The following is a 26,881-nucleotide window of genomic DNA, read 5'->3' as shown; positions in this document are numbered from 1 at the left end:
CAGCTGGGTTGACCACGCACGCACCGCAGACGGCGCAGTCGGTGACGCTGCCGGTCTCGCTCGACGAGGCCGTGGCGGCTCTCGCGGCCATGCCCGCCGCCGTGCCCGTCGCCGGCGGCACCGACCTGATGGCGGCGGTGAACCGGGGTCTGCTGCGCCCCGCGGGACTCGTCGGACTCGGCCGCATCAACGAGATCCGTGGCTGGCAGTACCAGGACGGCCATGCCCTGCTGGGCGCCGGGCTCACGCACGCGCGGATGGGGCGCCCCGACTTCGCGGCGCTCATTCCGGCGCTCGCCGCCGCCGCGCGCGCCGCCGGGCCCCCGCAGATCCGCAACGCGGGCACCCTCGGCGGCAACATCGCCTCCGCCGCCCCCACCGGCGACGCGCTGCCCGTGCTCGCCGCCCTCGAAGCCACTCTCGTCATCGCGGGCCCCGATGGCGCGCGCCGCGAGCTCCCGGTGTCGCATCTGCTGGCGGGCCGCGACATGCTGGCCCCGGCCGAGTTGATCGGTTATGTCCGGGTGCCGCTGCTGCACGCGCCCCAAGTTTTCCTCAAGGCGACCGGCCGCACCGGACCCGGCCGCGCGACCGCCTCGGTCGCCGTCGTCCTCGACCCCGCCCGGCGCGGCGTGCGGTGCGCCGTCGGCGCCATCGCGCCGATGCCCCTGCGCCCCCTCGAGGCCGAGCACTGGATCGCCTCGCTCATCGACTGGGACGGTGAGCGCGCCGCCCTCGCCCCCGAGGCGCTCGGCGCGTTCGGCGAGTACGTGGCCGCCGCCTGCGTACCCGACCCGGCGCCCCCCACGGACGGCTCGCCCCCGCCGCCCCTCTCGCCCGCCGTACTGCATCTGCGGCGCACCGTCGCCGCGTTGGCCCGACGAGCACTGGGGAGGGCGCTGTCGTGACCGACCGCGACAACGAACACGAGCCCGAGCGGGCGTACGAGCCCGAGCGCGAGCAGGAGTCCGCGCGGGCGTACGGGTACGGCTACGGCCAGGCCCACGGGTACGGCGGCTGGGAGCCGGTGCCGCACGGCGGCGAGTACGAGCCGGACGCCACGGCGTTCGTCCAGCTGCCCCCGGACATGGACATGATGGGCGCGCCCCTCGAGGCGCCCGGGCACGGCTATGTGCCGCCCATGATCGTGCCGCTCACCCCGGCCGCCGCCACGGATCCGGGTGCCACCGGCGTCTGGCGCATCCCGACGGAGCTGTCCGGCCAGGGCCCGTCCGGCGCGCCCGAGACCGAGCACGCGCCCGGCGCGCAGACGGTGGTGTGGCCGGAGCCCCCCGCGCCCACCCCGCAGCCCGCGACCCCGACGCACCCCGCCCACGACCCCTCGGCCACGGCCCAGTGGAACTTCGTCGACGAGCCCTCCCTCGCGGGCACCGGCCAGTGGACGATCCCGGTCGCGCAGGGTGAACTCCCGGAGGAATCCGGCGAGTTCACCACCTCGTCGTTGATCGAGCAGTGGGGTTCGACCCCGCCCGCCACGCTTCCCGGCGGCGCGCCCGCGCCCTGGGCCCACCAGTTCCCCGAGCCCGCGCCGCACCCCGCGACCGGGACCCAGGAGCACGCGCCGAGCGCGCCCGGCGACGCGGACGCGCCGGACGCGCGGAACATCCCGGACGCGCCCGTGACACCCGCGTCGCCGCACGCGCCGGTGGCACCGCACGCGCCGGTCGCCCCGGCCGGGCACACGGCCGCGGACGCCCCGGAAGCGTCGGCCGCGCCGGGTACCACGACGCCGCCGCAGACGCCACGAGTGCCGGACGCACGCGACGATTCGGGCGCCCCGGGGTACGAAGACAGCCCTGCGTCCAACCCGTTCCCGCACGCGTACCCCCAGCCCCCCGAGCAGCCGCACGCCGAGGCGGTGCCACAGCCGTACCCGGACGCGGCACCCGCCCCGCACCCGGCCCCCGGACCGCACCCGGCGCCAGCCCCGGCCCCCGAAGCCGGGTCGGTACCGCAGCCGCACCCGCTCCCGGAAACGTCTGCCGCCGAGCCCGTGGCGGAAGCCGCCCCCGAGCCCGAGCCCGAAACGGCTGCCCCGGAGGCAACCGGCGCACCCGCCGCCCCCGGTGAGCCCACCGCGCCCACCGCGCCCGAGCCCACCGCGCCCGAGTCCGCCGCCCACGCGACCGCTCCCACCGGCGACCCGGCCACCCCCCCTGGCCCGGACGCCACCCTCATCACCGAGTCCGCCACCCCGGGCCCCGAAGCCCCCGCATCCGCATCGGAGCCCCAGCCCGAACCGGAGCCCGCGCCCGCCGCCCCCGAGCCCGCGTCACCCGAAGCCGTCGCCGCGCCCACCGCGCCCGAAGACGCGCCGACCGCCGAGCCGACCGCGCCCACCGCCGAGCCGGCCGCACCGCCCGCCGACGTGACCCCCGCCTCCGACCTCGAACACCCCCGCGCCTCCTACGTGTTGCGTGTCAACGGCGCCGACCGGCCCGTCACCGAGGCCTGGGTCGGCGAGTCGCTGCTGTACGTGCTGCGCGAACGGCTCGGGCTCGCAGGCGCCAAGGACGGCTGCTCGCAGGGCGAGTGCGGGGCGTGCAACGTCCAGGTGGACGGGCGGCTCGTCGCCTCCTGCCTGGTGCCCGCGGCGACCGCCGCCGGGAGCGAGGTCCGCACCGTCGAGGGGCTTGCCACCGACGGTGAACCCTCCGACGTACAGCGCGCGTTGGCCGAATGCGGCGCCGTGCAGTGCGGCTTCTGCATCCCCGGCATGGCGATGACCGTGCACGACCTGCTCGAAGGCAACCACGCGCCCACCGAGCTCGAAACGCGCCAGGCCCTCTGCGGCAACCTGTGCCGCTGCTCCGGCTACCGGGGCGTGCTCGACGCCGTGAAGGACGTGGTGGCGGCGCGCGAGGCGGCCGGAGCGCCGGCCGACGAGCCCCGCATCCCGCACCAGGCACCCCCGGGGGCCGGCAGCGTGCAGCCCCCGCACACGCACGACGGAGGCATGGCGTGAGCAACGACGCAGCCACCGCGACGGCCGAAGGCGCCGCTTCGGCGGCGGGGCCGGAGCAGCAGCCGCCCACGCACGGGATCGGCGCGTCGCTCGCGCCCGTCGAGGCGCGGGCCAAGACCGAGGGGACCTTCCCCTACGCGGCCGATCTGTGGGCCGAGGGTCTGCTGTGGGCGGCCGTGCTGCGCGCGCCGCACGCGTACGCCCGTATCGTCTCGATCGACACCGCGGCCGCCGCCGCCATGCCGGGCGTACGGGCCGTGGTGACCCACGCCGACGTGCCCGGCGAGCCCGCCTTCGGGCGCCGCGTCGCCGACCGTCCGGTCTTCGCCTCCGAGTTCGTACGCCACCACGGCGAGCCCATCGCCGCCGTGGCCGCCGACCATCCGGACACCGCGCGCCTGGCGGCCGCCGCGATCGCCGTCGAGTACGAGGTGCTGGAACCGGTCACCGACCCGGAGAAGGCGTTCTCGGCCGAACCGCTGCACCCCGACGGCAACTTGATCCGGCACATCCCGCTCCAGTTCGGCGACCCCGAGGTGACCGGCGACGTCGTCGTCGAGGGTCTTTACCGGATCGGCCGCCAGGACCCCGCGGCCATCGGCGCCGAGGCGGGCCTCGCGGTGCCGAGGCCCGACGGCGGCGTGGAGCTCTACACCGCCTCCACCGACCCGCACAGCGACCGCGACCTGGCCGCCGCCTGCTTCGGCCTCGAACCGGAGCGGGTGAAGGTCGTGGTGACCGGAGTGCCCGGCGCGACCGGCGACCGCGAGGACCTGAGCTTCCAACTCCCGCTCGGGCTACTGGCGTTGAAGACGGGCTGCCCGGTCAAGCTGACCGCGACCCGCGAGGAGTCCTTCCTCGGACACGCCCACCGTCACCCCACCCTGCTGCGCTACCGCCACCACGCGGACGCCGAGGGCCGCCTGGTCAAGGTGGAGGCACAGATCCTCCTCGACGCGGGCGCCTACGCGGAGGCCTCCGCCGAATCCCTCGCCGCCGCCGTCGCGTTCGCCTGCGGCCCCTACGTCGTGCCGCACGCCTTCGTGGAGGGCTGGGCGGTGCGCACCAACAACCCGCCGTCCGGGCATGTGCGGGGCGAGGGCGCGATGCAGGTGTGCGCGGCCTACGAGGGCCAAATGGACAAACTGGCGACGAAGTTGGGTCTTGACCCGGCCGAGCTGCGGATGCGCAATGTGCTCGCCACCGGCGACCTGCTGCCCACCGGCCAGACGGTCACCTGCCCGGCCCCGGTGGCCGAACTCCTGGGCGCGGTACGGGACTTCCCGCTCCCGGTGCTGCCCAAGGACGCGCCCGAGGACGACTGGCTGCTGCCGGGCGGACCCGAGGGCGCGGGCGAGCCGGACGCCGTGCGGCGCGGGGTCGGCTACGCGCTCGGCATGGTCCACATGCTCGGCGCCGAGGGCACCGACGAGGTCTCCACGGCCACGGTCAAGGTCCACGACGGCGTCGCCACGGTCATCTGCGCCGCCGTCGAGACCGGCCAGGGCTTCACCACGCTCGCCCGCCAGATCGTCCAGGAGACCCTGGGCATCGAGGAGGTGCACGTCGCGCCGGTCGACACCGACCAGCCCCCGGCGGGCCCCGCCACCCACGGCCGCCACACCTGGGTGTCCGGCGGCGCGGTGGAGCGCGCGGCCAAGATGGTCCGCACCCAGCTCCTCCAGCCCCTGGCGCACAAGTTCGGCATGTCCACGGAACTGCTCCAGATCGCGGACGGCAAGATCACGTCGTACGACGGCGTCCTGTCGACCACGGTCAGCGAGGCCATGGACGGCAAGGAACTCTGGGCCACCGCCCAGTGCCGCCCGCACCCCACCGAACCGCTCGACGACACCGGCCAGGGCGACGCGTTCGTGGGCCTGGCGTTCTGCGCGATCCGGGCGGTCGTGGACGTCGACGTCGAACTCGGCTCGGTCCGCGTCGTCGAACTCGCCGTCGCCCAGGACGTGGGCCGCGTCCTCAACCCCCGCCAGCTCGCCACCCGCATCGAGGCCGGTGTGACCCAGGGCGTGGGCGCCGCCCTGACGGAGAACCTGCGCACCTCGCGCGGCCGGATCCGCCACCCCGACCTCACGGGCTACGCCCTGCCGACCGCCCTGGACGCCCCCGACATCCGCATCGTCAAGCTGGTCGAGGAGCGCGATGTGGTGGCGCCCTTCGGCGCGAAGGCGGCCAGCGCGGTGCCGGTCGTCACCTCCCCGGCCGCGATCGCCTCGGCGGTCCGCGCGGCGACGGGCCGCCCGGTCAACCGCCTCCCGATCCGCCCCCAGGCGGCGGTGGTGCAGGCCTGAGGCCTCAAGTGGCCTTCCCGGTAACCCCGTTGGGCTGAATCTGTCCGGATCCGCCTGGTGAGGTCCGCGCAAGCTCCGTAAGGTACGCGATCGGCAAAGGTCCGGTCCGTACAGGGAGTTGGCATGGCCTTCGAGGACGAATGGCGTCAGTCGCATGCGAGCGTCGCCATGCGGCTGAACCAGGTTCCTGGGGACCCGGGAGGCCCCGGCGCCGGGGGAGACCTCGTGGCGCACGCCGACGACCTCGGGGTGGTGGGCGGCGACGCGTACAAGCTGTACGAGGCCCTGCGGACCGACGGCGACCGCGCCCGGCAGTCCACCTTCGAGGCCGCGCGGGCGCTCGGCGCCGACAACTTCACCAGCGGCGATGCCCTGATGCGCGTCCACGACCGGTGGGGGACCCAGTTCTCCACGCTGAAGGACGCCTGCGCCCAGATCTCCAACCATCTCGACTATTCGGTCGCGCGCCACGCCAAGGACGACGCGGCGGTGCTCGGCACGCTCACCCAGGTCTCGGTCATCAGCCAATACCTCAAGTAGGGCCACGGGAGGGTCAGTTCATGCTCGGGTACGCGGACGTCCTGAACGCGCCGGTGGACAAGCTGAAGAGCGCGGTGAACGACTGGTCGGACATGGCGACCCGGCTCAAGAAGCTCGCCGGTGAGGCGCACGACGGCATGCGGGCGCACGCCGAGCGGGCCGCGTGGGCGGGCGTGAACGCCGGTGTCTCGCGGGAGTTCATCGCCCGAACGGCCCATGAGTTCGACGACGCGGCCAAGGAGGCGGCCGGCGTCCATCAGGTCCTGCTCGACGGGTACGGCGCGTTCAAGAAGGCCAAGGACGACCTGCGGGCGATTGCGGACGACGCCGGGCGCGACGGCATCGCGATCGACGCGGCCGGGACCGTCACCGCCCGCCACCCCCTCCAGGACGACCTCGCGGCCCGCCACGACCGCGACCATCCGCAGGCGGTCCAGAAGCAGAACGACGCCATCCGGTCCTGGCAGCGGCGCGTCGACGCGGTCCTGGAGACGTGCGCCGACGCGGACGAGGCGCTGCGACGCGCGCTGGACGGCAATGCCACCGACGCCCACGACTTCACCGCGCCGGCGTTCGCGAGCCTCGCCGACGAGGAGGCCGCGCGCGCCGCCGGCCTCGCGAAGAAGGTCACAGGGCCGGGCGGCACCGCCCGCAACGTGGCCGAACTCGGGGAACTCCAGGAGCTGTTGGACGACCATCGAGGCGACCCGGCCTTCTCCGCCGCCTTCTACCGGCGGATGGGCGCGGACGGCACGCTGGAGTTCTACACCCGGGTGTCCCTGGACGCGACGGGCCTCGGCCCGGCCGGCGCGGACCGGGCGGCGGCCGTCCGGCACATCCAGGACGACATGGGCCCCATGCTCAGCCTCGCCACCAGCCCCCGCACCCCCGGCCACCTCGACGCGGGCTGGACACTCGACCTGATGCGGGCCGGCCGCAAGAGGGTCGATGTCAGTGGTTTCGCGGGTGTCACCACGCAGGTGTACGGCTACCAGGCACTCGGCGCGCTGCTGCGGCACGGCACGTACGACAGGGAGTTCCTGCTGCCCGTCGCCCGTGACCTGGTGGGCTTCGAGCACCAGCACCCGAAAATCTTCCAGCAGGCCGTGCCGTACAACAACGCGATGGCCTTCAACCTGGACAAGGAGGGCGGACGCGGCTTCGACCCCCTGACCGGCCTGATGACGGCCCTGAGCAACAACCCGCGTGTGGCATCGGAGTTCTTCAACGAGCCGGTGCGCGAGGACACCGATGGCAACGGCATCGTCACCACCGACGACAGCCCGGTGACCGTCATGGGGGACGACGGCAGGCGCGCGCCGCTGGGCATGGTCGACCACATGCTGGACAAGGAGGCGAACGACGACTGGTACGACACGGCGCCGGGCGGCGGCTCGACGCCGTTCCAGTCGGCCATGGGCAACGCCCTGGAGGCGGCCGTCACGGGCCGCACCCCGGGCGACACCGACGCACGCCCGGTGGAGCACACGGCGGCCATGGCGCGGGTGATGGAGCAGGTGGTCGAGAAGATCGGCTCCGACCCGGGCCTCCTGAAGGAGGACGAGGACGGCAACCCCGGCAAACTGTCGGGCCTGATGGGGCACTTCGGGGACATGGCGGCGGAGTACATGCCGGATGTGCAGATCGCCACGGAGAACGGCGCTCACCAGGGAAAGCCGTTCGGGGTGCCCGCGGCGTTCGACCGGGTGCACGTGGCACGCTTCCTCGGCGCCGTGGCCCAGGACCCGGGGGCGTACGGTGCCATCACCAACGCCCAACAGGCCTATACGACGCTGCTGGTCCGGGACGTCTTCGTCCACCCCGACCAGCACGGCCACGACGTGGGCGAGGCGGTACGCAACGCCGTGCATCCGGGCGGGCAGATCGCCGGAATGATGGCCGAAGCGCGGGTGGAAGCCGTCTATGAGAAGCAGGCGGCCGACGACGAGGAGTTCAACAAGGCCGTCGAGGCGAAGTCCAAGTGGGTCAACCGGATCATCGACTCGGTGGGCGGCAAGTACATCGAGCTGCTGCCCGTCGGAGGCGATGCGGTCGGCTGGCTCAAGGAGGACATCACGGAGTCCTTGACCGAGGGAGCCCAGCAGGACACTTCCGAGGAGGCGGGGCAGGCGGCGGCGGACGGATACGCGAAGGCGCAGACGAACGCCAAGAGGGCCGCCGCCGACGCGGTGGGCAGCGCGGGACGCAGCGCGGGGCTCGCGGAGCGGGACATCCGGGAGTACCGGGGGACGGCGTCGACGAGTGTCGCGGACGCGTTTGCGGATGGGCGGGGCGCCACCTCGGTCGCGTCGCGCCCCGGGGGCAGCGGGAAGTGATACGCGGCCGGACCGGGACGGCCGCCGTCGCGGCGGCCGGTGTACTGCTGGCGGCCTTGAGCGGTTGCTCGACGGATCCGTCCGTGCCCAGTGTTCCCCCGAGCCTGTGCTGGGGGGCTTTCGCCGGAAGTTCTGTGGTGCCCCTTCTTCCGGACGGCGGATGGGCCGGTCAGAGAACTGACAGCCCGTTCGACGTGTTCGAGAAGCAGAGCAGCGCCTACTGCGCCCTGTTCGTCGACGATTACGCCGCCTTCATCGTCTCCGTCGAACGCAGGAACAGCGGCAGGGGCTCGGACTGGAACGGTTACGCCCGCAAGAACGGTACGCCGGTGCGGGCCGGTGACGAGGGGTTCGTCTGGGACAGGGGCGCGGGCGCGGTCTTCCTCTGCGAGCGCCCGGATCTGCCAAGAGGCCCCGCGCTGCCGCCGTCGCAGAAGTACGTCGAGCTCGAACTCTCCGCCGACCGGGCCCCGAGGACGCCCCGCAGCCGCGAGATCCTGACCTCGCTGCTCCAGCGGTACGCCGAGTTCGCCCGGCGGGCGCTCAAGTGCCGTAACACATGAGGGAGTTGGAGGCCGTGGCGGGAATTGAACCCGCGTAACTCGCTTTGCAGGCGAGTCCCTGAGCCACTCGGGTACACGGCCGTGTGGTGGTGCGTTGTGATGACCGTAGGGGCGGGGGAGCGGGGTGGGGAAGGGGCGGGAGTGGGCCGCAATGTGACTGCCATGCGGCGTTCACGGGGGTTCACGCACGGTGTGGGTGCCTGGGTCCATCGGACGAGGGCTGGATACGACTTTCGACAGGGGCCAGAGGGCCGTATGCCTCTTACTCTGAGCCAATGAGCGCCCTTGAACCGATCAATGCCGACATCGCCGATGTACCTGCCGGCGACCTCCTGGAGGGCGGGATCCTCGGGCGGGAGCGCCGCGCGCTGAGCTTCGGGATCGTCACCGTCGTGCTGCTGATCGCGTTCGAGGCGACCGCCGTCGGCACCGCGATGCCCGTCGCCGCGCGCCGCCTCGGCGGGGTGTCGCTGTACGCCTTCGCCTTCTCCGCGTACTTCACGACGAGCCTGTTCGGGATGGTGGTCGCGGGCCAGTGGGCCGACCGGCGCGGGCCGCTCGGGGCGCTCGGCGTGGGGATCAGCGGGTTCGCGGCGGGGCTCGTGCTGTCGGGGACGGCGATGAACATGTGGACGTTCATCGCGGGCCGCGCCGTGCAGGGGCTCGGCGGCGGCCTGGTGATCGTCGCGGTGTACGTCGTGGTGGGCCGGGCCTACCCCGCGCGTCTCCAGCCCACCATCATGGCGGCGTTCGCGGCGGGCTGGGTCGTGCCCTCCGTGGTGGGGCCGCTCGTCGCGGGGACGGTCACCGAACAGCTCGGCTGGCGTTGGGTGTTCCTCGGGATCCCGGTGCTCGTGGTGTTCCCGCTGGCGCTCGCCCTGCCGGCGACGCGGCGCATCGCGTCCGGGCCCGCCGACCCGGCCGCGCCGGTCGAACCCTTCGACCGGCGCCGGATCAAGCTCGCGCTCGGCATCTCGACGGGGGCGGGGCTCCTGCAGTACGCCGGGCAGGACCTCAGGTGGCTGTCCGTGCTCCCCTTCCTCGCCGGCGCGGCCCTGCTCGGACCCGCCGTCGTCGGGCCGCGCGCGCTGCTGCCGCACGGCACCTGGCGGTCGGCGCGGGGGCTGCCCTCCGTGGTGCTGCTGCGGGGGGTGGCGGCGGGGTCGTTCATCGTGGCGGAATCATTCGTGCCGCTGATGCTCGTCACCGAGCGCGGTCTCACCCCCACGATGGCCGGGCTCTCGCTGGCCGTGGGCGGGGTGACCTGGGCGCTGGGGTCCTACGTCCAGGCGCGGCCCCGGGTCGAGGCGCACCGGGAACGGTTCATGGTGGCCGGGATGGTCCTGGTGGCCCTCGCGATCCTGGCGGCGCCCAGTGTGCTTCTGCCGGCGGTGCCGGTGTGGGTGGTGGCCGTCGCCTGGGGCGTGGGGTGCTTCGGGATGGGCGTGGTCATCACCTCCACGAGCGTGCTGCTGCTCAAGCTGTCGGCGCCGCGGGAGGCCGGGGCGAATTCCGCGGCGCTCCAGATCTCGGACGGGCTGTGCAACGTGCTGCTGCTGGCGGGGGGTGGGGCGGGGTTCGCGGCGCTGGGGGGTGGGTCGGTGGCGGGGGCCTCGGGTTCGCACCTGGGGGCGTTCTTGGTGGTGTTCTTGCCGATGGGGGTGGTGGCGTTGGGCGGGGTGTTCGTCGCGGGGCGGGTTCGCGCGCGCTGAGCGGCGGGGGCCGGGCTCCACCCCACCCCGCCCCTTCCCCAAACCCGCCGGGGGACCGGCCCGGCTGCGGGCCGTGCGTGGCCGCTCGCGCAGTTCCCCGCGCCCCTGGCGGGGTTGGTGCTGGCCCGCATCGGCAACTTCAGCCCGTCCTGGGGCCTCTGGCCCTTCAAGGCCTTGGGGGAGTTTGAGGACGAGCGCCTTCAGCGCGAACGGGGTCCGGGGCGGAGCCCCGGGGACCTCGACTGCGGCCGCGGACGCTTCTCGCGCAGTTCCCCGCGCCCCTGGCGGGGGCGACGCTGGTCCGCATCGGCAACTTCAGCCTGTCATGGGGGTCCCCCGTGGCCCTTGAGGCCTTGGGACGGGGTCCGGGGCGGAGCCCCGGGATCCTGGAGCTCAGCCCGCTCACAAGCCCCCGGAGGTTTCGGGAAGGGGCGGGGTGGGGCCATTACCGGGGTTTGGGGCGGAGCCCCAGGGAGCCCGGCTGCGGGCCGTGCGTGGCTGGGCGCGCAGTTCCCCGCGCCCCTGCCGGGATCCGTGCTGGTCCAGATCGGCAACCTCAGCCTGTTCGCCCCTGGCGGGGTCGGTGCCGCCCGCATGCGCGTCCTCAGCCGTGTTCGCCCCTGGCGGGGCCGGTGCCGGCCCGCGTCGGCGAGCTCAGCCTGTTCGCCCCTGGCAGGGGGCGGTGCGGCCCGCATGGGTGTGGTCAGCCCGTCGTGGGGTCCGGGTGTGAGCCCGATCTCATGGGTGGGCTGCCGCGAGGCGATGCGGCGGGGGACCGGCGCCCGCGCCGGTAGGGTGGCCCGGTTGTCGTACGTAAGCCCCGCCGGGCCCCCGCGGCCCGGATGCCCGTGACCCCGTACACCGAGAGACCCGAACCGGAGACCGTGACTACTACCGCCTCCCACCACCTCTCGCCCGCCTTCCCCGGCCGCGCCCCCTGGGGCACCGCCAACAAGCTGCGTGCCTGGCAGCAGGGCGCCCTGGAGAGGTACGTCCAGGAGCAGCCCCGCGACTTCCTCGCCGTCGCGACGCCCGGCGCCGGCAAGACAACGTTCGCGCTGACGCTCGCGTCGTGGCTGCTCCACCACCACGTGGTGCAGCAGATCACCGTCGTCGCGCCGACCGAACACCTCAAGAAGCAGTGGGCGGACGCGGCGGCCCGCGTCGGCATCAAGCTCGACCCGGACTACAGCGCGGGCCCGCTGAACCGCGAGTACCACGGTGTCGCCGTCACCTACGCCGGCGTCGGCGTGCGCCCGATGCTGCACCGCAACCGGTGCGAGCAGCGCAAGACGCTCGTCATCCTCGACGAGATCCACCACGCCGGTGACAGCAAGTCGTGGGGCGAGGCGTGCCTGGAGGCGTTCGACCCCGCCACCCGGCGCCTCGCGCTCACCGGCACCCCCTTCCGCTCGGACACGAACCCGATCCCGTTCGTCACGTACGAGGAGGGGAACGACGGGATCCGGCGCTCCTCCGCCGACTACACGTACGGATACGGCAACGCGCTCGCCGACGGCGTCGTGCGGCCGGTCATATTCATGAGCTACAGCGGCAACATGCGCTGGCGCACCAAGGCGGGCGACGAGATCGCCGCCCGGCTCGGCGAGCCCATGACCAAGGACGCCATCTCGCAGGCCTGGCGCACCGCGCTCGACCCGCGCGGCGACTGGATGCCCAATGTGCTGCGCGCCGCCGACCAGCGCCTGACCGAGGTCAGGAAGGCGATCCCGGACGCGGGCGCGCTCGTCATCGCCTCCGACCAGGACTCCGCCCGCGCCTACGCCAAGCTGATCCGCGAGATCACCGGTTCCAAGGCGACGGTCGTCCTCTCCGACGACACCGGCGCCTCCAAGCGGATCGACGAGTTCAGCGCGAACGACGACCGGTGGATGGTCGCCGTTCGCATGGTGTCGGAGGGCGTCGACGTACCGCGGCTCGCGGTCGGGGTGTACGCCACCACCATTTCGACCCCCCTCTTCTTCGCCCAGGCCGTCGGCCGATTCGTCCGCTCGCGCCGGCGCGGTGAGACCGCTTCCGTTTTCCTCCCCACCATTCCGATGCTGCTGAGCTTCGCCAATGAGATGGAGGTCGAGCGCGACCACGTGCTCGACAAGCCGAAGAAGGACGGCGAGGAAGACCCCTACGCCGAGTCCGAACAGGAAATGGACGACGCGAACAAGCAGGAGGACGAGGACACCGGGGAGCAGGACACGCTGCCCTTCGAGGCCCTTGAATCCGACGCCGTGTTCGACCGCGTCATGTACAACGGCGCCGAATTCGGCATGCAGGCCCACCCGGGGAGCGAGGAGGAGCAGGACTATCTCGGCATTCCCGGGCTCCTCGAACCCGACCAGGTGCAGATGCTGCTCCAGAAGCGGCAGGCCCGGCAGATCGCGCACAGCCGCCAGAAGCCGGCCGACCAGGCCGACCTGCTCGAAATGCCCGCCGAGCGGCGGCCCGTGGTCTCGCACAAGGAACTGCTCGAGCTCCGCAAGTCGCTCAACACGATGGTCGGCGCGTACGTCCATCAGAGCGGCAAGCCGCACGGCGTCATCCACACCGAGCTGCGCCGGGTGTGCGGCGGCCCGCCGAGCGCCGAGGCGTCTGCGGGCCAGCTCCGTGAGCGGATCAAGAAGGTCCAGGAGTGGGCCACCCGCATGAAGTAGGCGCCCGGGAACGCGAGCGGGGCCCGGCGTGCGCTGCCGGGCCCCGCTCGATCCCATGCGGTCGGGATGGGTGCGAGGAGCGGCCCCCACGGACGCCCCCCGGACGTCGCCCACGGTAATGTCCCGGCAAATCCCTGGCGCCCGGCCAAGGTCCCTCGTGATACGGACTTTGGTCCCGAAGGTGATCGAACAGGGATCAAATTCATCGCTTCCGGTGTTTATTTGTCCATCCAACGGTTCCCTTACGCCCCTTTACCGGCGCGCGGAATTCTGCTCGCGCCCGGATTCTGGACGAGGTCTTCCGCTGAGCGGTGTCCGCTCGCTACTGTCCCCGCCATGCAAATCGCCCCGTGGCAGCGTCGCCGCGGAGCGCAGCCGGTGCCTTGGCCTCGCCGGCGGGCTCTGCGCGCGCCGCCGACGGGACCGGTGTCGCGAATCACGTGAGAGCGCCGCCGCGACTCGCCACCTAAGGAGTGGGTCGTGACCGCGGAGACCTCCCAGACGCTCGACCGGGGACTGCGTGTCCTCAAGCTGCTCGCCGACACCGACCACGGCCTCACCGTCACCGAGTTGTCCAACAAACTCGGGGTCAACCGCACGGTCGTCTACCGCCTGCTCGCCACCCTCGAACAGCACACCCTGGTCCGCCGCGACCTCGGCGGCCGCGCCAGGGTCGGGCTCGGGGTGCTGCGCCTGGGCCGCCAGGTGCACCCGCTGGTGCGCGAGGCGGCGCTGCCCGCGCTGCGCTCGCTCGCCGAGGACATAGGCGCCACCGCCCACCTCACCCTGGTCGACGGTTCGGACGCGCTCGCGGTGGCCGTGGTCGAACCGACCTGGACGGACTACCACGTCGCCTACCGCGCCGGGTTCCGCCACCCCCTGGACAAGGGGGCCGCGGGCCGGGCGATCCTCGCGGCCCGGCAGAACGGCGGGCTCGCCGAGCCCGGCTTCACCCTCACGCACGGCGAGCTGGAGGCCGGCGCGAGCGGCGCCGCCGCGCCGCTGGTCGGGGTCACCGGGATAGAGGGCAGCGTGGGCGTGGTGATGCTCGCCGACGCCGTGCCCGAGCGGGTCGGGCCCCGAGTGGTGGACGCGGCGCGGGAAGTCGCCGACGCCCTGCGCTGAGCGCCGACGCCCTGCGCTGAGCGCCGACGCCCTGCGCTGAGCGGCGGCGGCCGGCCCGGGGCGCCGGGGGCGGGGTCGGGCCCCGGGCGCCGGGGAGCGGGCGGCGGGACCGCGTGCGGCAACGGGCGGGGCCGCGTGCGGCAAGGGGCGTGCGGCCGTCGGCGGGAAGCGTACGGATAGATTGGGCCCGTGCTCTTTCGTCACCCCCGCCTCCGTAACCTCGCCATCGGCGCCGCACCGGTCGTCGCGCTGCTCGCCGTCGCCTGTTTCGCGCCGCTGCCGTTCGCGGTGGCGCAGCCTGGGCCGACCGCGAACGTGCTGGGGGACGACGCGGGCAAGCCGGTGATCACCATTACCGGCGCCCCCACCCGCCCGACCACCGGGCAGCTGCGGATGACCACGATCCTGGCGACGGGGCCCGACGCGGACGTCGGTGTCACGGACGTCGTCGACGGCTGGTTCCGTACCGACCGGGCCGTGATGCCCCGCGACTCGGTCTACCCCGGCGGCGGCAGCGAGAAGGACATCTCCGAGCACAACCAGGCCGAGATGAAGCAGTCGCAGGACGCCGCGTCCGTCGCCGCGCTCGGCTACCTGGGCCTGAGCCCCGACAAGGTCAAGATCGACCTGCACCTCGCCGACGTGGGCGGCCCGAGCGCGGGCCTGCTCTTCACGCTCGGCATCATCGACAAGCTGAACGGCGACGGCGCGGGCGGCGACCTCACCGGCGGGCGCACCATCGCCGGCACCGGGACGATCGCCGGTAACGGCGAGGTCGGCGCGGTCGGCGGGGTCGCGCTCAAGACCCAGGCCGCCGCGCGCGACGGCGCGACGGTCTTCCTGGTGCCGAAGGGCGAGTGCTCGGACGCCACCTCCGAACTGCCCAAGGGCCTGCGCCTGATCCCCGTCACGACACTGAAGGGCGCGGTGTCCGCGCTTCAGGCGCTGCACAAGGGTGACGCGGTCCCGTCCTGCTGACGCCGGTCCCGGCCGCTTCCCCGCCGGTCCCGGCCGCTCCCGCACCGGCTTCTCCCGCCCCGCCGGGCCCCGTTGCCAGGCCTCGCCACGCCGGGAAGACCAGCGGACTCAGCGTGGCCAGCAGATACACCCCGCCGACCACGAGCAGCGCGCCGTGCGGGCCCGCGCTCTCCACGAGGAGGCCCGCCGCGATCCCGCCGAGCGGCATCGCCAGTTCGCAGCCCGCCGTGAGCACCCCGGAGACCCGGCTGCGCAGCGCGTCCGGCACCCTCTCGTAGATCACCGTGGTCAGGATCGGGTTGAGCGTGCCGCCGGCGAGTCCCGCCACCACCATCGTGACGGCCAGCGGCAGTGTGGTGTGGGTCAGCGCGGCCACCGCGTAACGGGGCGCCCCGCACAGCAGCACGCAGACCGAGAAGACGGTACGACGCGAGAAACGGTGGCCGACCAGACCGTACAGGAGCGCGCCCGCGAGGCCGCCGGCCCCGAACAGGGCGGTCAGCAGGCCGAGTTGGGACGCGCCGCCCAGGTACCGCTCGGCGTGGACCGGAAGCAGTACGGCGTTCCAGCCCTGGTCGGTCCCGTTCATCAGCATGACCATGGCGACCACCGCGAGCAGCAGCCGCGTACGCGCCAAGTGGGCGTATCCTTCGCGCAGTTCGGCCTTGTACGTCCGCACGGTGACCGGCGCCGGTCCGCGCCGGGGTCGCGCCTCGGGGAGCCCGCGCAGGCCGGCCGCGACGAGCAGGGCCGACACGGCGAAGGTCGCGCCGTCGATGAGCAGGACGTTGCCCGCGCCCGTCAGCGCGATGAGTACGCCGGCCAGGGCCGCGCCGGTCATGCGAGCGCCGCGTGCGACGGCGTCGTACGCGCTGGCCGCGCGCGCCAGGGTCAGCCCCGACCGCCGGGCGAGATCCGGCAGCAGGACGGCGCGCGCGGTGGCGCCCGGGGTGTGCGCGAGGCCGCCGAGCGCCATGAGGACGCACAGCAGCCAGAACGCGAGCAGTCCGGCCTGGTGCAGGAGCGGGATCGCCGCGACCGCCAGCCCGCACACCACGTCGGAGCCCACCGACACCCGGCGGCGCCCGACGCGGTCGATGACCGGGCCTCCGGCCAGGGCCGACACGACGATCGGCAGTGTCGCGCAGAAGGCCACGACGCCTGCGCGGCCCGCGCTGCCCGTGGTCTGGAGCACGAACCAGGGCACGCCGATGAGGGTGAGCGAACTCCCCGTGGCCGAAACGGCGTTGGCGGTCAGGACCGCCGTGAGTGGTCGTCTGTCGCGGTGTCCCCCCGGCCCGCTCATGCGAAGTGGGCCCGCCGGTGCGGCGTTCGGTGGGCGGCCAGGCGCAGCCCGACCTCGACCAGCAGCCAGCCGACGCGGGCGCGCAGACGGTGCTCGCCGGGGACGGTGGCGGCTGCCCGGGTGGTCAGTTCGGCGGCGCGCAGGTGGTGCAGCAGGAGATGGGTGTCGCTGTGCATGGCGTGAGTCCCTTCGGTGGGGTGGCGGGTGGCGTGCGGGTCAGGCAGGCGGGACGGCGCGCGGGAAGGAGTGCAGATGGACCCGGACCTGGGCGGCCTCGGAGCCGTGCGATGTGTCGGGGCCCGCCGTGCGGTACGTCTCGACGACGGCGTGCAACTTCTCATTCAGCTCATGCAGTTGGGCGGCGGTCAGGTTCAGGGTGAAGTCGCTCAGATCGCCGCTGGTAGCCCAGGGAGCCGGCCAGTCGCGCGCGGTGGCGAGCCAGGTCGACACCTCCTGGGTGTGGATGCCGGCGACCTCATGCATGAACAGATCCGCGGCGCCCCGCACTTCGGGGTCGGTGCTGGTGTGCAGGTCGTCGGCGAACGTCGTGCCGGTGTGCACGGCCTTCCACCAGCGCTCGCGCCCCCTGCCGCGTTCGGGGTCGTCGTCCACGAAGCCGTGGGTGGCGAGCTGGCGCAGGTGGTAACTGGTCGCGCCGCTCGACTCGCCCAGACGCTCGGCGAGTTGGGAGGCGGTGGCGGGGCCGTCGTGGCGCAGGGACTTCAGGATCCGGATGCGCAAGGGGTGGGCGAGACCGCGCAGGGCGCGCGCGTCGAGGATGCGTTCGCCGCTCTCACCGAGCAGGGGAGCGGCGTCGGACGGCTTCTTCTCGGGCATGGTCCAAAGATAGCTATGCAAAGGAAAGGTTGCAACGCCTTCTTTGCAACGGCTTCTTTGCGAAGCATCCCTGCCCCACACCGCCCCTCCGGAGCGCCAACTGCCGCCCGCTCACGCCTTCTTGATGAACCCCTCCCGCACCAGCCACTCCAGCGCCACGTCATGCGGATCCTGCCCCTCGACGTCGACCTTGGCGTTCAGGCTTCGCGCGACCTGGGTCGTCAGCTTCGCGCTGAGCGGGTCCAACAGGGCCGCGATCGCCGGGTACTTGGCGTACGCACGGCTGTGGATCACCGGCGCCGCGTTGTAGTTGGGGAAGAAGTGCTTGTCGTCCTCGACGGTCGCCAGATTCATCGCCTTGATGCGGCCGTCGGTGGTGAACACCTCGCCCAGCAGGCAGGAGTTGGACTTGGACACCTGGGTGTAGATGATCCCGGCGTCCATCTTCTGGATGCGGGACGCGGGGATCGACATCCCGTACGCCTTCTCCATGCCCACGAGGCCGTCCTCGCGCGAGGCGAACTCGTTCTCCACGCAGATCGTCACCGCCGAGGGGTCCTTCTTGGCCAGCGCGGCCACGTCCGAGAGCGTCTTGAGGTGGTACTTGGCGTTGTTGGCCTGGCTGATGCCGAGGGAGTAGGTGTTGTTCAGGGACGACTGCGGCAGCCAGGTCACCCCGTTCTTCAGGTCGGCGTCCCGCACCGCCCGCCACTGCGCCGCCGGGTCGGTGATCGGCTTGCTGTGGCCGAGGAAAGTGATCCAGCCCGTGCCCGTGTAGTCGTACATGGCGTCCGCGTCGCCCTTGATGATCGCCTCGCGGGCGCTGATCGAGCCGGGCAGGTTGGTGCGGTCAAGGACCTCGGCGCCGGCCGCCTTGAAGACCAGGCCGACCATCTGGCCCAGGATGATGTTCTCGCTGAAGTTCTTCGACGTGACCGTCAAGGACGCCCCCTTGAGGGGCAGGCCCCTGCCGAGTGAGCCGGGCACGACGTCGTCCACCATCGGCGAGCCGGACTTGAGCCCGCAGCCCGACACCGCGGCGAGCAGCGAGAGCGAGGCCCCGGCGGCGGCCAGGATCGTACGGAGGCGGTGCGTCACGACTCCTCCAGACCGCGCGGGGTCAGCGCCACTTCGGCCAGCGAGGCCAGCCAGTCCACGAAGAGCGCGAGCGCCACGGTGAGGATCGAGCCGATGACCAGGACCGGCATGCGCTGGGTCTGGATGCCGGACGTGATCAGGTCCCCGAGCCCGCCTCCGCCGCCGAAGGTGGCCAGCGTCGCGGTGCCGACGTTCAGGACGAGCGCGGTGCGCACCCCCGCGAGGATCAGCGGTACCGCCAGCGGCAGTTCGACCCTGCCGAGCGTGCCGAAGGCCGACATGCCGATGCCGCGGGCCGCCTCGACGAGCTGGGGGTCGATCGCGCGGAGCCCCGCCACCGTGTTGGAGAGCACCGGCAGGACCGCGTAGATCACCATGCCGATGACGGCGGTGCCGGGGCCGATGCCGAGCCAGATCACCAGGAGCGCGAGCAGTCCGATCGCGGGGGTGGCCTGACCGATGTTGGCGATGGCGGTGACCGGTGGCGCGGCCCTGCTCACACCGCGCCGGGTCAGCGCGATGCCGAGCGGGATCGCGATGATCAGCACCCAGAAGGTGGAGATGGCGGTCAGCTTCACGTGCTGCCACAGGCGCAGGGGCACATTCCCGTTGCCCAGGGAGTTCTTCGCGATCGTGTCCAGCTGGGCATGCGTGATCCAGACGTAGGTGATCACCAGGACGACCGCGAGGACGAGCGGCAGCAGGACCAGCTTCTGCCAGGTGACGCGCCGGGCCGGTCGGGTGGCGGGGGCCGGGCTCGGCGGCTCATCGGGCTCGGTGAGCGGGTCGGGCGGCTCGTCGTGGAAGGCGTGGCCCTTGACGTCGTGCTCGCCCGGCGGGCGCTCGGCGGGGGCGGGGTTCCTCGGCGTCATGGCGTCTCCGCACCGCCCTCCAGCTCCTGTTCGGTCTGGTGATGGCGGAGGTCTTCGAGGTCGTGCTGGTGCTCCATGGCGGCGAGCCGGTCGGCCTCAAGGAGTTCGTGCACGGAGTTCATCAAGGTCTCCATGTCGACGACGCCGATGTACTCGCCGCGCCGCCCCGTCACCGCGACCCGGCCGCCGGAGTCGGTGAGCACCGCCTCAAGGGCGTCGTGCAGCGTCGCGTCGCGGGTCACGGTGTCGTGCACCAGCTGTCCGGCCCGGGCGAGTGAGCCCTTGGCGCGCATCAGGTCGCCGCGCCGCAGCCATTTGTAGGGGCGGTTCCTGCGGTCCAGCATGAGCAGTTCGTTGTGCGGGCCGCTGCGGAGCTTGTTGAAGATCGACTGGAGCGGGTCGTCCACGGTGACGGTGGGGAACTGCGCCATCTCCACGTGCCGTACGCGGGTGAGGTTGAGCCGCTTGAGGGCGGCGCCCGCGCCCACGAAGCCGGAGACGAAGTCGTCGGCGGGGTTGGTGAGGATGGCCTCGGGGGTGTCGAACTGGGCGATGTGGGAGTGCTCGCGCAGCACCGCGATCCGGTCGCCCAGCTTGATCGCCTCGTCGAAGTCGTGGGTGACGAAGACGATCGTCTTGTGCAGTTCGTGCTGGAGGCGGATCAGCTCGTCCTGGAGGTGGTCACGGGTGATCGGGTCCACCGCCCCGAAGGGTTCGTCCATCAGGAGCACCGGCGGGTCGGCCGCCAACGCCCTTGCCACGCCCACCCGTTGCTGCTGTCCTCCGGAGAGCTGGCGCGGATAGCGGCCGTGGAACTCGCGGGGGTCGAGCCCGACCAGGTCGAGCATTTCCTCCACCCGGTCCTTCACCTTCGCCTTGGACCAGCCGACCATCTTCGGCACCAGCGCGATGTTGTCGGCGACCGTCATGTGCGGGAAGAGCCCGGACGACTGGATCGCGTACCCGACCTTGCGGCGCAGCTTGACCGGGTCGATGTCGGTGACGTCCTCGTCGTTGATCCGGATGCGGCCCGACGTCGGTTCGATCAGGCGGTTGATCATCTTCAGCGTGGTCGACTTCCCGCACCCCGAGGGCCCCACGAAGATGACCGTCTCGCCCGCCTTGATCTCCATCGTGACGCTGTCCACCGACGGGGTGGGGTTGCCCGGGTAGCGCTTGGTCAGGTTCTCCAGGTGGATGGAGGCGCCCGAGGTGGCCGCTCCACCGGGCCCCGGCTCGGCCCGCCCGGACACGACGGACGCGGACACGACGGACGCGGACTCGGATCGCTCAGACACGGATCCCCCTCGGGATGGTGAGACGGCCGATCAGGACGTACGCCGCGTCGAAGAGCAGGGCGAGCACCACGATGCCGAGGGTGCCCGCGAGCACCTGGTTGATGGCGTTGGCGCTGCCCAGCGAGGCGATGCCGCGGAAGATCTCGTTGCCGAGGCCCGGGCCCGAGGCGTACGCCGCGATCGCCGCGATGCCCATCAGCATCTGGGTGGAGACGCGGATGCCGGTCAGGATCGGAGGCCAGGCCAGCGGGAGTTCGACGCGCAGCAGGCGGGCGGCGCGCGACATGCCGATGCCCTTGGCGGCGTCCACCAGCGAGGGGTCCACGCCGCGCAGGCCCACGATGGAGTTGCGCACGATCGGCAGCAGTCCGTACAGGGTCAGGGTGACCACCGTGGGCGCCACGCCGAGTCCCACCAGCGGGATCAGCAGGCCGATCATGGCGAGCGAGGGGATCGTCAGGATGGTCGAGGTGGAGGTGACGGCCAGACCCGCTGCCCAGCCGCTGTGGTACGTCACCACGCCGATCACCACACCCAGCACGGTGGCGATCACCATGCACTGGAACACCGCGCTCGCGTGCTGGAGGGCGTCGGTGAGCAGCTGCTGGTGCCGGCTGGAGAGGTAGTCCCAGAACCCCACGCGCTCACCCCTGTCCTCACGCGGTCGGCCACCCGCTCCTTACGCGGTCGGCCACCGCTCCTCGCGCGGTCGTCCACCGCCGGGCACGGAGTCCTGACCCGCCTGCTCCACCAGCGGGATGATCCGCAGGGGGACCGGGTTCTCCATGACGATCGCCGTCGCGGCCCGGACGATGCCATCAAAACCGACAACCCGGTCGATCACACGTTGGAGATCGGCGTTGGAGCGGGCCACCAGACGGCACAGCATGTCGCCCTGGCCGGTGGTCGTGTGCAGTTCGAGGACCTCGGGCACGGACGCCAAGTGGGCCCGCACGTCCGCCCCCTGACCCTGTTTGATCTCCAGCGTGGCGAAGGCGGTGACGGGATAGCCGAGCGCCGCCGGATCGACATCGGGCCCGAAACCGCGGATGACTCCATTGGACTGAAGCCGGTCCAGTCGCGCCTGGACGGTGCCACGGGCCACGCCGAGCCGCCGGGACGCCTCCAGGACCCCGATGCGGGGTTCACGCGCGAGCAGCACGATCAGCCGCCCGTCCAGATGATCGATCGCCATGGCCGCCTCCGGATGGTCACCGTGTACAGAACGCCCTCCCATCCTCGGCCCCTACTGGACAGATTGACCAGTGAAAACGCGAACTATTGCGCAGCTTGCCTCCTGGGGTGACGCTCCCTCTATGACTGAGACCCTGGATCAGACCCCCGGAACCGCGCGGCAGGCCGACCCCTTCCCGGTGAAGGGCATGGACGCGGTCGTCTTCGCTGTGGGCAACGCCAAGCAGGCCGCGCACTACTACTCGACGGCCTTCGGCATGAAGCTGGTGGCGTACTCCGGACCGGAGAACGGCAGCCGCGAGACGGCGAGCTACGTGCTGACCAGCGGCGCCGCCCGCTTCGTCTTCACCTCCGTCATCAAGCCCGCCACCGACCGGGGCCGTTTCCTCGCCGATCACGTCGCCGAGCACGGTGACGGTGTGGTGGACCTCGCCATCGAGGTGCCCGACGCGCGTGCCGCGTACAAGTACGCCACCGAGCACGGCGCCACCGGGATCGAGGAGCCGCACGAGGTCTCCGACGAGCACGGCACCGTCGTCCTCGCCGCGATCGCCACCTACGGCAAGACCCGGCACACCCTGGTCGAGCGCTCCGGCTACACCGGCCCCTACCTGCCGGGCTTCGTCGAGGCCGCCCCGATGGTCGCGCCCGTGGAGAAGCGTTTCTTCCAGGCGATCGACCACTGCGTGGGCAATGTGGAGCTCGGCAAGATGAACGAGTGGGTGGCGTTCTACAACAACGTCATGGGCTTCACCAACATGAAGGAGTTCGTGGGCGACGACATCGCCACCGAGTACTCCGCGCTCATGTCCAAGGTCGTCGCCGACGGCACCCTCAAGGTGAAGTTCCCGCTCAACGAGCCGGCCATCGCCAAGAAGAAGTCCCAGATCGACGAGTACCTGGAGTTCTACGGCGGCCCCGGCGTCCAGCACATCGCGCTCGCCACCAACGACATCGTCGCCTCGGTCAAGGCCATGCGCGCCGCCGGCGTCCAGTTCCTCGACACCCCCGACTCCTACTACGACACCCTCGGCGAGTGGGCCGGCGAGACCCGGGTGCCCGTGGAGACGCTGCGCGAGCTGAAGATCCTCGTCGACCGCGACGAGGACGGCTACCTGCTCCAGATCTTCACCAAGCCGGTGCAGGACCGCCCGACCGTCTTCTTCGAGATGATCGAGCGGCACGGTTCGATGGGCTTCGGCAAGGGCAACTTCAAGGCCCTGTTCGAGGCGATCGAGCGCGAGCAGGAGCGGCGCGGCAACCTCTGACCTGCAACAGGTCTCGTCCGTACGGTAAGTGAGTTACCGTCATGAGTCCCCGGCCCCACGGACCTGACCCGTGGGGCCGTGGCCTTTCGTCGCCCCACGCTCCCGTAACCCCGCGCTCCCGTGGCCCCGCGCTCCCGTGGCCCCGCGCTCCCGGGGTCTCAGTGCCGCTGCGAGGGCTTGGCGGGCCTGGCCTGGCGGGGCCTCGCGGGCCGCCGTGCGCCCTGGCCCGACGACGAGCCGGACGACGACGCTGCGGCGCCCCCGCCCCCGCCGCCGGATTCCGCGTCGGAGCCCGAAGGGCCCGCCTGCGCGGCCGCCGCCACATGCCCGTACATGTCCCTCGGTCCGCCGTCGGGCGGCTCGCCCAGCGCCGCGAGCGCTTCCTTCGCCTTCGGCGCGAGCAGCGGCGAGAAGTACGGATTGGTGCGCAGCGCGTCCTGGAGGTGGCGCCGGGCCGCGCCCGACTGGCCCAACTCCCGCTCGATCACGGCCTGATGGTAGGAGAACAGGGCGCTGCGCACCCCGGAGTCGGTCGCCTTGCGCAGATGCGTCAGCGCCTCCTCCGTCTCGCCCGCGTGGTACATCGCCCAGCCGAGCGCGTCCTCCGCGTCCGCGCTCGGATGTGCCTTCCACTCCGCTTCCAGCCGGTCCACCGCGGCGTGCGCCGCCCCGTGGTCCGTCTCGAAGCGGCCGAGCAGCAAGGCGTCGTCCACCCCGCCCGCCTCGTCCCGCGCGATCAGCTCGCGCATCTTGGCGAACCACGTCCTCGCGTCGCCGTCCAGGCCCTGCGACTCGTACAACTCGCCCAGTTCCAGGGCGAATCGCGGCTCCGGCAGCCGGGCGACGGCCGTCTGGTAGTCGCGCTGGGCCTCGGCCTTGCGGCCGAGCGCGGCCTCGGCCCTGGCCCGGCCCGCGTACGCCGGGGCCGCGCCGGGATCGGCGTGCAGGGCCGCCGCGTAGCGCGCCAGCGCGCCCTCCGGCTCGCCCCGTTCCCACGCCAGGTCGCCCGCCGCCGTCAGCGCGGCCGCCTTCTGCACCGGCGAGGCGGCGTGCGCGACGGCCTCGTCGAGCGCCACCGACGCGTCCTCGCGCCAGCCGCGCGTACGGTAGACCTCGCCCGCCCGCGCCAACGCGCCCGCGCCCTCGCGCAGTTCGAGCAGCCGCTCCGCCGCCTTGGCCGCGGCCTTGGTGTCCCCGAGCCCGCTGTAGGCATCGATCAGCGGGGGATACAGCGTCCAGCGGTCGGCCGCGCGGGACCGTACCCCCTCGGCCAGCGTGCGCGCCGCCGCGTAGTCGTGCCGGGCGTCCGCGAGCGCCGCGAGGCCGATCTCGGCGTCCTGGTTGTCCCGTGGCCGCACCTCCAGGGACCGCCGCAGCGCCCACTCGGCCCGCGGATAGCAGGCGGGGTCCGCGCCGCGCGCCCCGCGCTCCACATAGGCCGAGCCGAGCACCGCCCAGGACGCCTCGTCCTTGGGGTGGGTGCGCACCCAGGCCGCCCGGTCCGCGATGAGCGCCGTCAGATCGCCCACCGAGGCGGGGGCCCCCGAGGCCACCGCCGTCAGGGCCCGCGTGGCGGGCCCCGGCGCGGGCGGCGCCTCCTTGCGGGCCCCGCCGTCGGGCCGCAGCAGCAGGACGCCCCCGACCAGTGTCCCCGCCGCGAGCGCCACCAGGGCGGCCCGCCGCAGGACGGGGCCCGGGCCCCGGCGCCGCGCGGTGCGCTGGGCCGCCGCCGACGCCGAGAGCCACGCCGCCCGCCGGGCCGCGGCCGGATCCTGTTCGGTCTTAGCGATCTCCATGGTGTTCACTGTGCGTCAATACGAAGAGCACACCCGGCGCCGCCCGACCGGCCGGGTAAAGGGTTCACACCGATGGCCCCGGGTGCCACGCTGAGGACATGGACGATCTTCTCGAACGGCTGCGCAAGGGCCTCCCGGCGGACGCCGTCGTCTCCGATCCCGACATCACCGCCTCCTACGCCCACGACATGGCGAGCTTCTGCGCGGCGGGCAGTCCGGCCGTGGTGGTGCTGCCCCGCACTGTCGAGCAGGTCCAGCACGTCATGCGCACGGCCACCGCGCTGCGGGTGCCCGTCGTGCCGCAGGGCGCGCGCACCGGTCTGTCCGGCGCGGCCAACGCGAGCGACGGCTGCGTCGTCCTCTCGCTCGTCAAGATGGACCGCATCCTGGAGATCAACCCCGTCGACCGGGTCGCGGTCGTCGAACCCGGCGTCGTCAACGCCGTACTGTCGCGCGCGGTCCACGAACACGGGCTCTACTACCCGCCGGATCCCTCCAGTTGGGAGATGTGCACCATCGGCGGGAACATCGGCACCGCGTCCGGCGGGCTGTGCTGTGTGAAGTACGGGGTGACCGCCGAGTACGTCCTCGGCCTCGAGGTCGTCCTCGCCGACGGACGGCTCATGAGCACCGGCCGGCGGACCGCCAAGGGCGTCGCCGGGTACGACCTGACCCGGCTGTTCGTCGGCTCCGAAGGCAGCCTCGGCATCGTCGTCAAGGCGGTGCTCGCGCTGCGTCCAGCGCCGCCGCCCCAGCTCGTGCTCGCCGCCGAGTTCGCCTCTGCGGCGGCCGCCTGCGACGCCGTCGTGGCGATCATGGAGCGCGGCCACACGCCCTCGCTGCTCGAACTCATGGACCGCACCACCATCCAGGCCGTCAACCGCATGGCCCACATGGGGCTGCCCGAGAGCACCGAGGCGCTGCTGCTCGCCGCCTTCGACACGCCGGGCGCGGCCGCCGACCTCGCCGCCGTGGGCGAGCTGTGCGCGGCCGCAGGCGCCACCGACGTCGTCCCCGCCGACAGCGCCGCCGAGTCCGAACTGCTGCTCCAGGCACGGCGGTTGTCGCTCACCGCCCTGGAGGCGATCGCGCCGGCCACGATGATCGACGACGTGTGCGTGCCCCGGTCCCGGCTCGCCGCGATGCTGGAGGGCACCGCGGCGATCGCCGCCAAGCACGATTTGACCATCGGCGTCTGCGCGCACGCCGGCGACGGCAACACCCACCCCGTGGTCTGCTTCGACGACGCCGACGAGGACGCCTCGCGGCGCGCCCGTGAGTCCTTCGACGAGATCATGGCGCTCGGCCTGGAACTCGGTGGCACCATCACCGGCGAACACGGCGTAGGCGTCCTGAAGAAGGAGTGGCTGGCCCGCGAGCTCGGCCCGGTGGGTATCGAGATGCAGCGCGCGGTCAAGCGCGCCTTCGACCCGCTCGGTCTCCTCAACCCGGGCAAGCTGTTCTGACCCGGGGCCCTCACGCGCCCTCCTCCGGCCGCGACTCCTTGCGGGACCAGCGTTCCCCCAGCCACGCCTCGTCGGCCGGGCCCCGGCCGGTGGTGGTCGCGAGCAGTTCGGCCAGGCCGTCGTCGACGCACAGCAGCTCGCTCTCGCGGCCGGGCGGCACCACCCGCAGCGAGCGCTCGAGCCACGCCGACACCTGCGCCGCGGGCGCCTCCAGGAGCGCGTCGCCGTCCGGCGAGCTGAGCGCCATCAGGACCGCGCCGCGGCCCTCGGTCCTCGTCGGCCAGATCCGCACATCGCCGTGGCCGCACGGCCGGAACACTCCCTCGACCAGGAGCTCACGCGCGAAGGTCCAGTGGACGGGGGTGTCGGAACCGATGTGGAAGGTGATGTGCACGGCGTAGGGGTCGTCGGCGCGGTAGGTGAGGCGGGCCGGCACGGGGACGGCGCGCTCGGGCGACAGGACCAGCTTCAGTTCGAGTTCGCGCTCCACCACGGTGACATGCATGGGGTTCCTCATTCTCTTCC

22 protein-coding genes and 1 tRNA gene are annotated in these 26,881 nt (G+C 72.7%); 12 read left to right on the top strand and 11 right to left on the bottom strand.

Translation table 11 applies throughout. The annotated features are described in order from the left end of the window. Positions 1-8 precede the first annotated feature (8 nt). The 6 genes from ABR738_RS16075 to ABR738_RS16050 all read left to right on the top strand — a co-directional run bounded on the left by ABR738_RS16075 (position 9) and on the right by ABR738_RS16050 (position 8,737). Positions 9-908: an FAD binding domain-containing protein gene (locus ABR738_RS16075; RefSeq protein ID WP_350230667.1), complete on the top strand. Its 900-nt coding sequence runs from the start codon at positions 9-11 to the stop codon at positions 906-908. Further along, entirely contained in the window at positions 905-2,986 is a 2,082-nt protein-coding gene (locus tag ABR738_RS16070; RefSeq protein ID WP_350230666.1) for a (2Fe-2S)-binding protein, read from the top strand. The genes ABR738_RS16075 and ABR738_RS16070 overlap by 4 nt, the downstream gene beginning before the upstream one ends. Next, complete coding sequence (locus tag ABR738_RS16065) at positions 2,983-5,298, top strand: xanthine dehydrogenase family protein molybdopterin-binding subunit (RefSeq protein ID WP_350230665.1); 2,316 nt, start codon at positions 2,983-2,985, stop codon at positions 5,296-5,298. Before ABR738_RS16070 ends, ABR738_RS16065 begins: the two co-directional genes overlap by 4 nt. Before the next feature lie 123 nt (positions 5,299-5,421). Then, the gene (locus ABR738_RS16060; protein ID WP_350230664.1) at positions 5,422-5,838 is read left to right on the top strand and encodes a hypothetical protein; all 417 of its coding nucleotides are present in this window, start codon (positions 5,422-5,424) and stop codon (positions 5,836-5,838) included. Between the two features lie 20 nt (positions 5,839-5,858). Beyond that, a complete protein-coding gene (locus ABR738_RS16055; RefSeq protein WP_350230663.1) occupies positions 5,859-8,174 on the top strand; it encodes a DUF6571 family protein in 2,316 nt (771 codons plus the stop codon). A gap of 194 nt (positions 8,175-8,368) precedes the next feature. Then, complete coding sequence (locus tag ABR738_RS16050) at positions 8,369-8,737, top strand: hypothetical protein (protein WP_350230662.1); 369 nt, start codon at positions 8,369-8,371, stop codon at positions 8,735-8,737. 6 nt (positions 8,738-8,743) lie between these two features. Here ABR738_RS16050 and ABR738_RS16045 read toward each other — a convergent pair. Beyond that, a tRNA-Cys gene (locus tag ABR738_RS16045) sits at positions 8,744-8,818 on the bottom strand. Positions 8,819-9,012: 194 nt separating this feature from the next. Between ABR738_RS16045 and ABR738_RS16040 the strand changes: the two genes are divergently transcribed. From ABR738_RS16040 to ABR738_RS16025, 4 genes are all read left to right on the top strand, one after another. Next, on the top strand, positions 9,013-10,449 hold the full coding sequence (locus ABR738_RS16040; RefSeq protein WP_350230661.1) for an MFS transporter: 1,437 nt from the start codon (positions 9,013-9,015) through the stop codon (positions 10,447-10,449). 842 nt (positions 10,450-11,291) lie between these two features. Then, complete coding sequence (locus ABR738_RS16035) at positions 11,292-13,118, top strand: DEAD/DEAH box helicase (protein ID WP_502964092.1); 1,827 nt, start codon at positions 11,292-11,294, stop codon at positions 13,116-13,118. Between the two features lie 480 nt (positions 13,119-13,598). Continuing rightward, positions 13,599-14,243 carry an IclR family transcriptional regulator gene (locus tag ABR738_RS16030; RefSeq protein ID WP_350230659.1) on the top strand — a complete coding sequence of 215 codons (645 nt, stop codon included), beginning with the start codon at positions 13,599-13,601 and terminating at the stop codon, positions 14,241-14,243. 189 nt (positions 14,244-14,432) lie between these two features. Beyond that, the gene (locus ABR738_RS16025; protein WP_350230658.1) at positions 14,433-15,221 is read left to right on the top strand and encodes a S16 family serine protease; all 789 of its coding nucleotides are present in this window, start codon (positions 14,433-14,435) and stop codon (positions 15,219-15,221) included. On the opposite strand, the gene ABR738_RS16020 is transcribed toward ABR738_RS16025, so the two are convergent. The 8 genes from ABR738_RS16020 to ABR738_RS15985 all read right to left on the bottom strand — a co-directional run bounded on the left by ABR738_RS16020 (position 15,151) and on the right by ABR738_RS15985 (position 21,827). Next, positions 15,151-16,527, bottom strand: a complete 1,377-nt coding sequence (locus tag ABR738_RS16020) for an MFS transporter (protein WP_350230657.1) — start codon at positions 16,525-16,527, stop codon at positions 15,151-15,153. The two genes, ABR738_RS16025 and ABR738_RS16020, sit on opposite strands and share 71 nt — an antisense overlap. Then, on the bottom strand, positions 16,524-16,703 hold the full coding sequence (locus tag ABR738_RS16015) for a hypothetical protein (RefSeq protein ID WP_350230656.1): 180 nt from the start codon (positions 16,701-16,703) through the stop codon (positions 16,524-16,526). Before ABR738_RS16015 ends, ABR738_RS16020 begins: the two co-directional genes overlap by 4 nt. A 40-nt stretch (positions 16,704-16,743) precedes the next feature. Further along, positions 16,744-17,364, bottom strand: a complete 621-nt coding sequence (locus tag ABR738_RS16010; protein ID WP_350230655.1) for an ArsR/SmtB family transcription factor — start codon at positions 17,362-17,364, stop codon at positions 16,744-16,746. Positions 17,365-17,475: 111 nt separating this feature from the next. Further along, a complete protein-coding gene (locus ABR738_RS16005; protein ID WP_502964221.1) occupies positions 17,476-18,441 on the bottom strand; it encodes a glycine betaine ABC transporter substrate-binding protein in 966 nt (321 codons plus the stop codon). A 17-nt stretch (positions 18,442-18,458) separates the two neighbouring features. Beyond that, entirely contained in the window at positions 18,459-19,334 is an 876-nt protein-coding gene (locus ABR738_RS16000; protein ID WP_350230654.1) for an ABC transporter permease, read from the bottom strand. Then, the gene (locus ABR738_RS15995) at positions 19,331-20,587 is read right to left on the bottom strand and encodes an ABC transporter ATP-binding protein (RefSeq protein ID WP_350234593.1); all 1,257 of its coding nucleotides are present in this window, start codon (positions 20,585-20,587) and stop codon (positions 19,331-19,333) included. Before ABR738_RS15995 ends, ABR738_RS16000 begins: the two co-directional genes overlap by 4 nt. A gap of 37 nt (positions 20,588-20,624) precedes the next feature. Beyond that, on the bottom strand, positions 20,625-21,272 hold the full coding sequence (locus ABR738_RS15990) for an ABC transporter permease (protein WP_350230653.1): 648 nt from the start codon (positions 21,270-21,272) through the stop codon (positions 20,625-20,627). A 39-nt stretch (positions 21,273-21,311) separates the two neighbouring features. Further along, positions 21,312-21,827 (bottom strand): Lrp/AsnC family transcriptional regulator, encoded by a 516-nt coding sequence (locus tag ABR738_RS15985; RefSeq protein ID WP_350230652.1) that lies wholly within the window; start codon positions 21,825-21,827, stop codon positions 21,312-21,314. 121 nt (positions 21,828-21,948) lie between these two features. On the opposite strand from ABR738_RS15985, the gene hppD reads away from it, so the two are divergent. Then, a complete protein-coding gene (gene hppD, locus ABR738_RS15980; protein WP_350230651.1) occupies positions 21,949-23,094 on the top strand; it encodes a 4-hydroxyphenylpyruvate dioxygenase in 1,146 nt (381 codons plus the stop codon). Positions 23,095-23,252: 158 nt separating this feature from the next. On the opposite strand, the gene ABR738_RS15975 is transcribed toward hppD, so the two are convergent. Next, a complete protein-coding gene (locus tag ABR738_RS15975) occupies positions 23,253-24,890 on the bottom strand; it encodes a tetratricopeptide repeat protein (protein WP_350230650.1) in 1,638 nt (545 codons plus the stop codon). Between the two features lie 98 nt (positions 24,891-24,988). Here ABR738_RS15975 and ABR738_RS15970 point away from each other — a divergent pair, with 98 nt between their 5' ends. Beyond that, positions 24,989-26,356, top strand: a complete 1,368-nt coding sequence (locus tag ABR738_RS15970; protein WP_350230649.1) for an FAD-binding oxidoreductase — start codon at positions 24,989-24,991, stop codon at positions 26,354-26,356. A 10-nt stretch (positions 26,357-26,366) separates the two neighbouring features. Here the strand turns inward: ABR738_RS15970 and ABR738_RS15965 are convergent, their stop codons facing one another. Further along, complete coding sequence (locus ABR738_RS15965) at positions 26,367-26,861, bottom strand: SsgA family sporulation/cell division regulator (protein WP_350230648.1); 495 nt, start codon at positions 26,859-26,861, stop codon at positions 26,367-26,369. Positions 26,862-26,881: the final 20 nt, after the last annotated feature.

It is taken from the genome of Streptomyces sp. Edi4 (genome assembly GCF_040253615.1).
In the GTDB taxonomy this organism is placed as follows: Bacteria; Actinomycetota; Actinomycetes; order Streptomycetales; family Streptomycetaceae; genus Streptomyces.
This window is presented reverse-complemented; position numbering and strand designations above follow the sequence as displayed.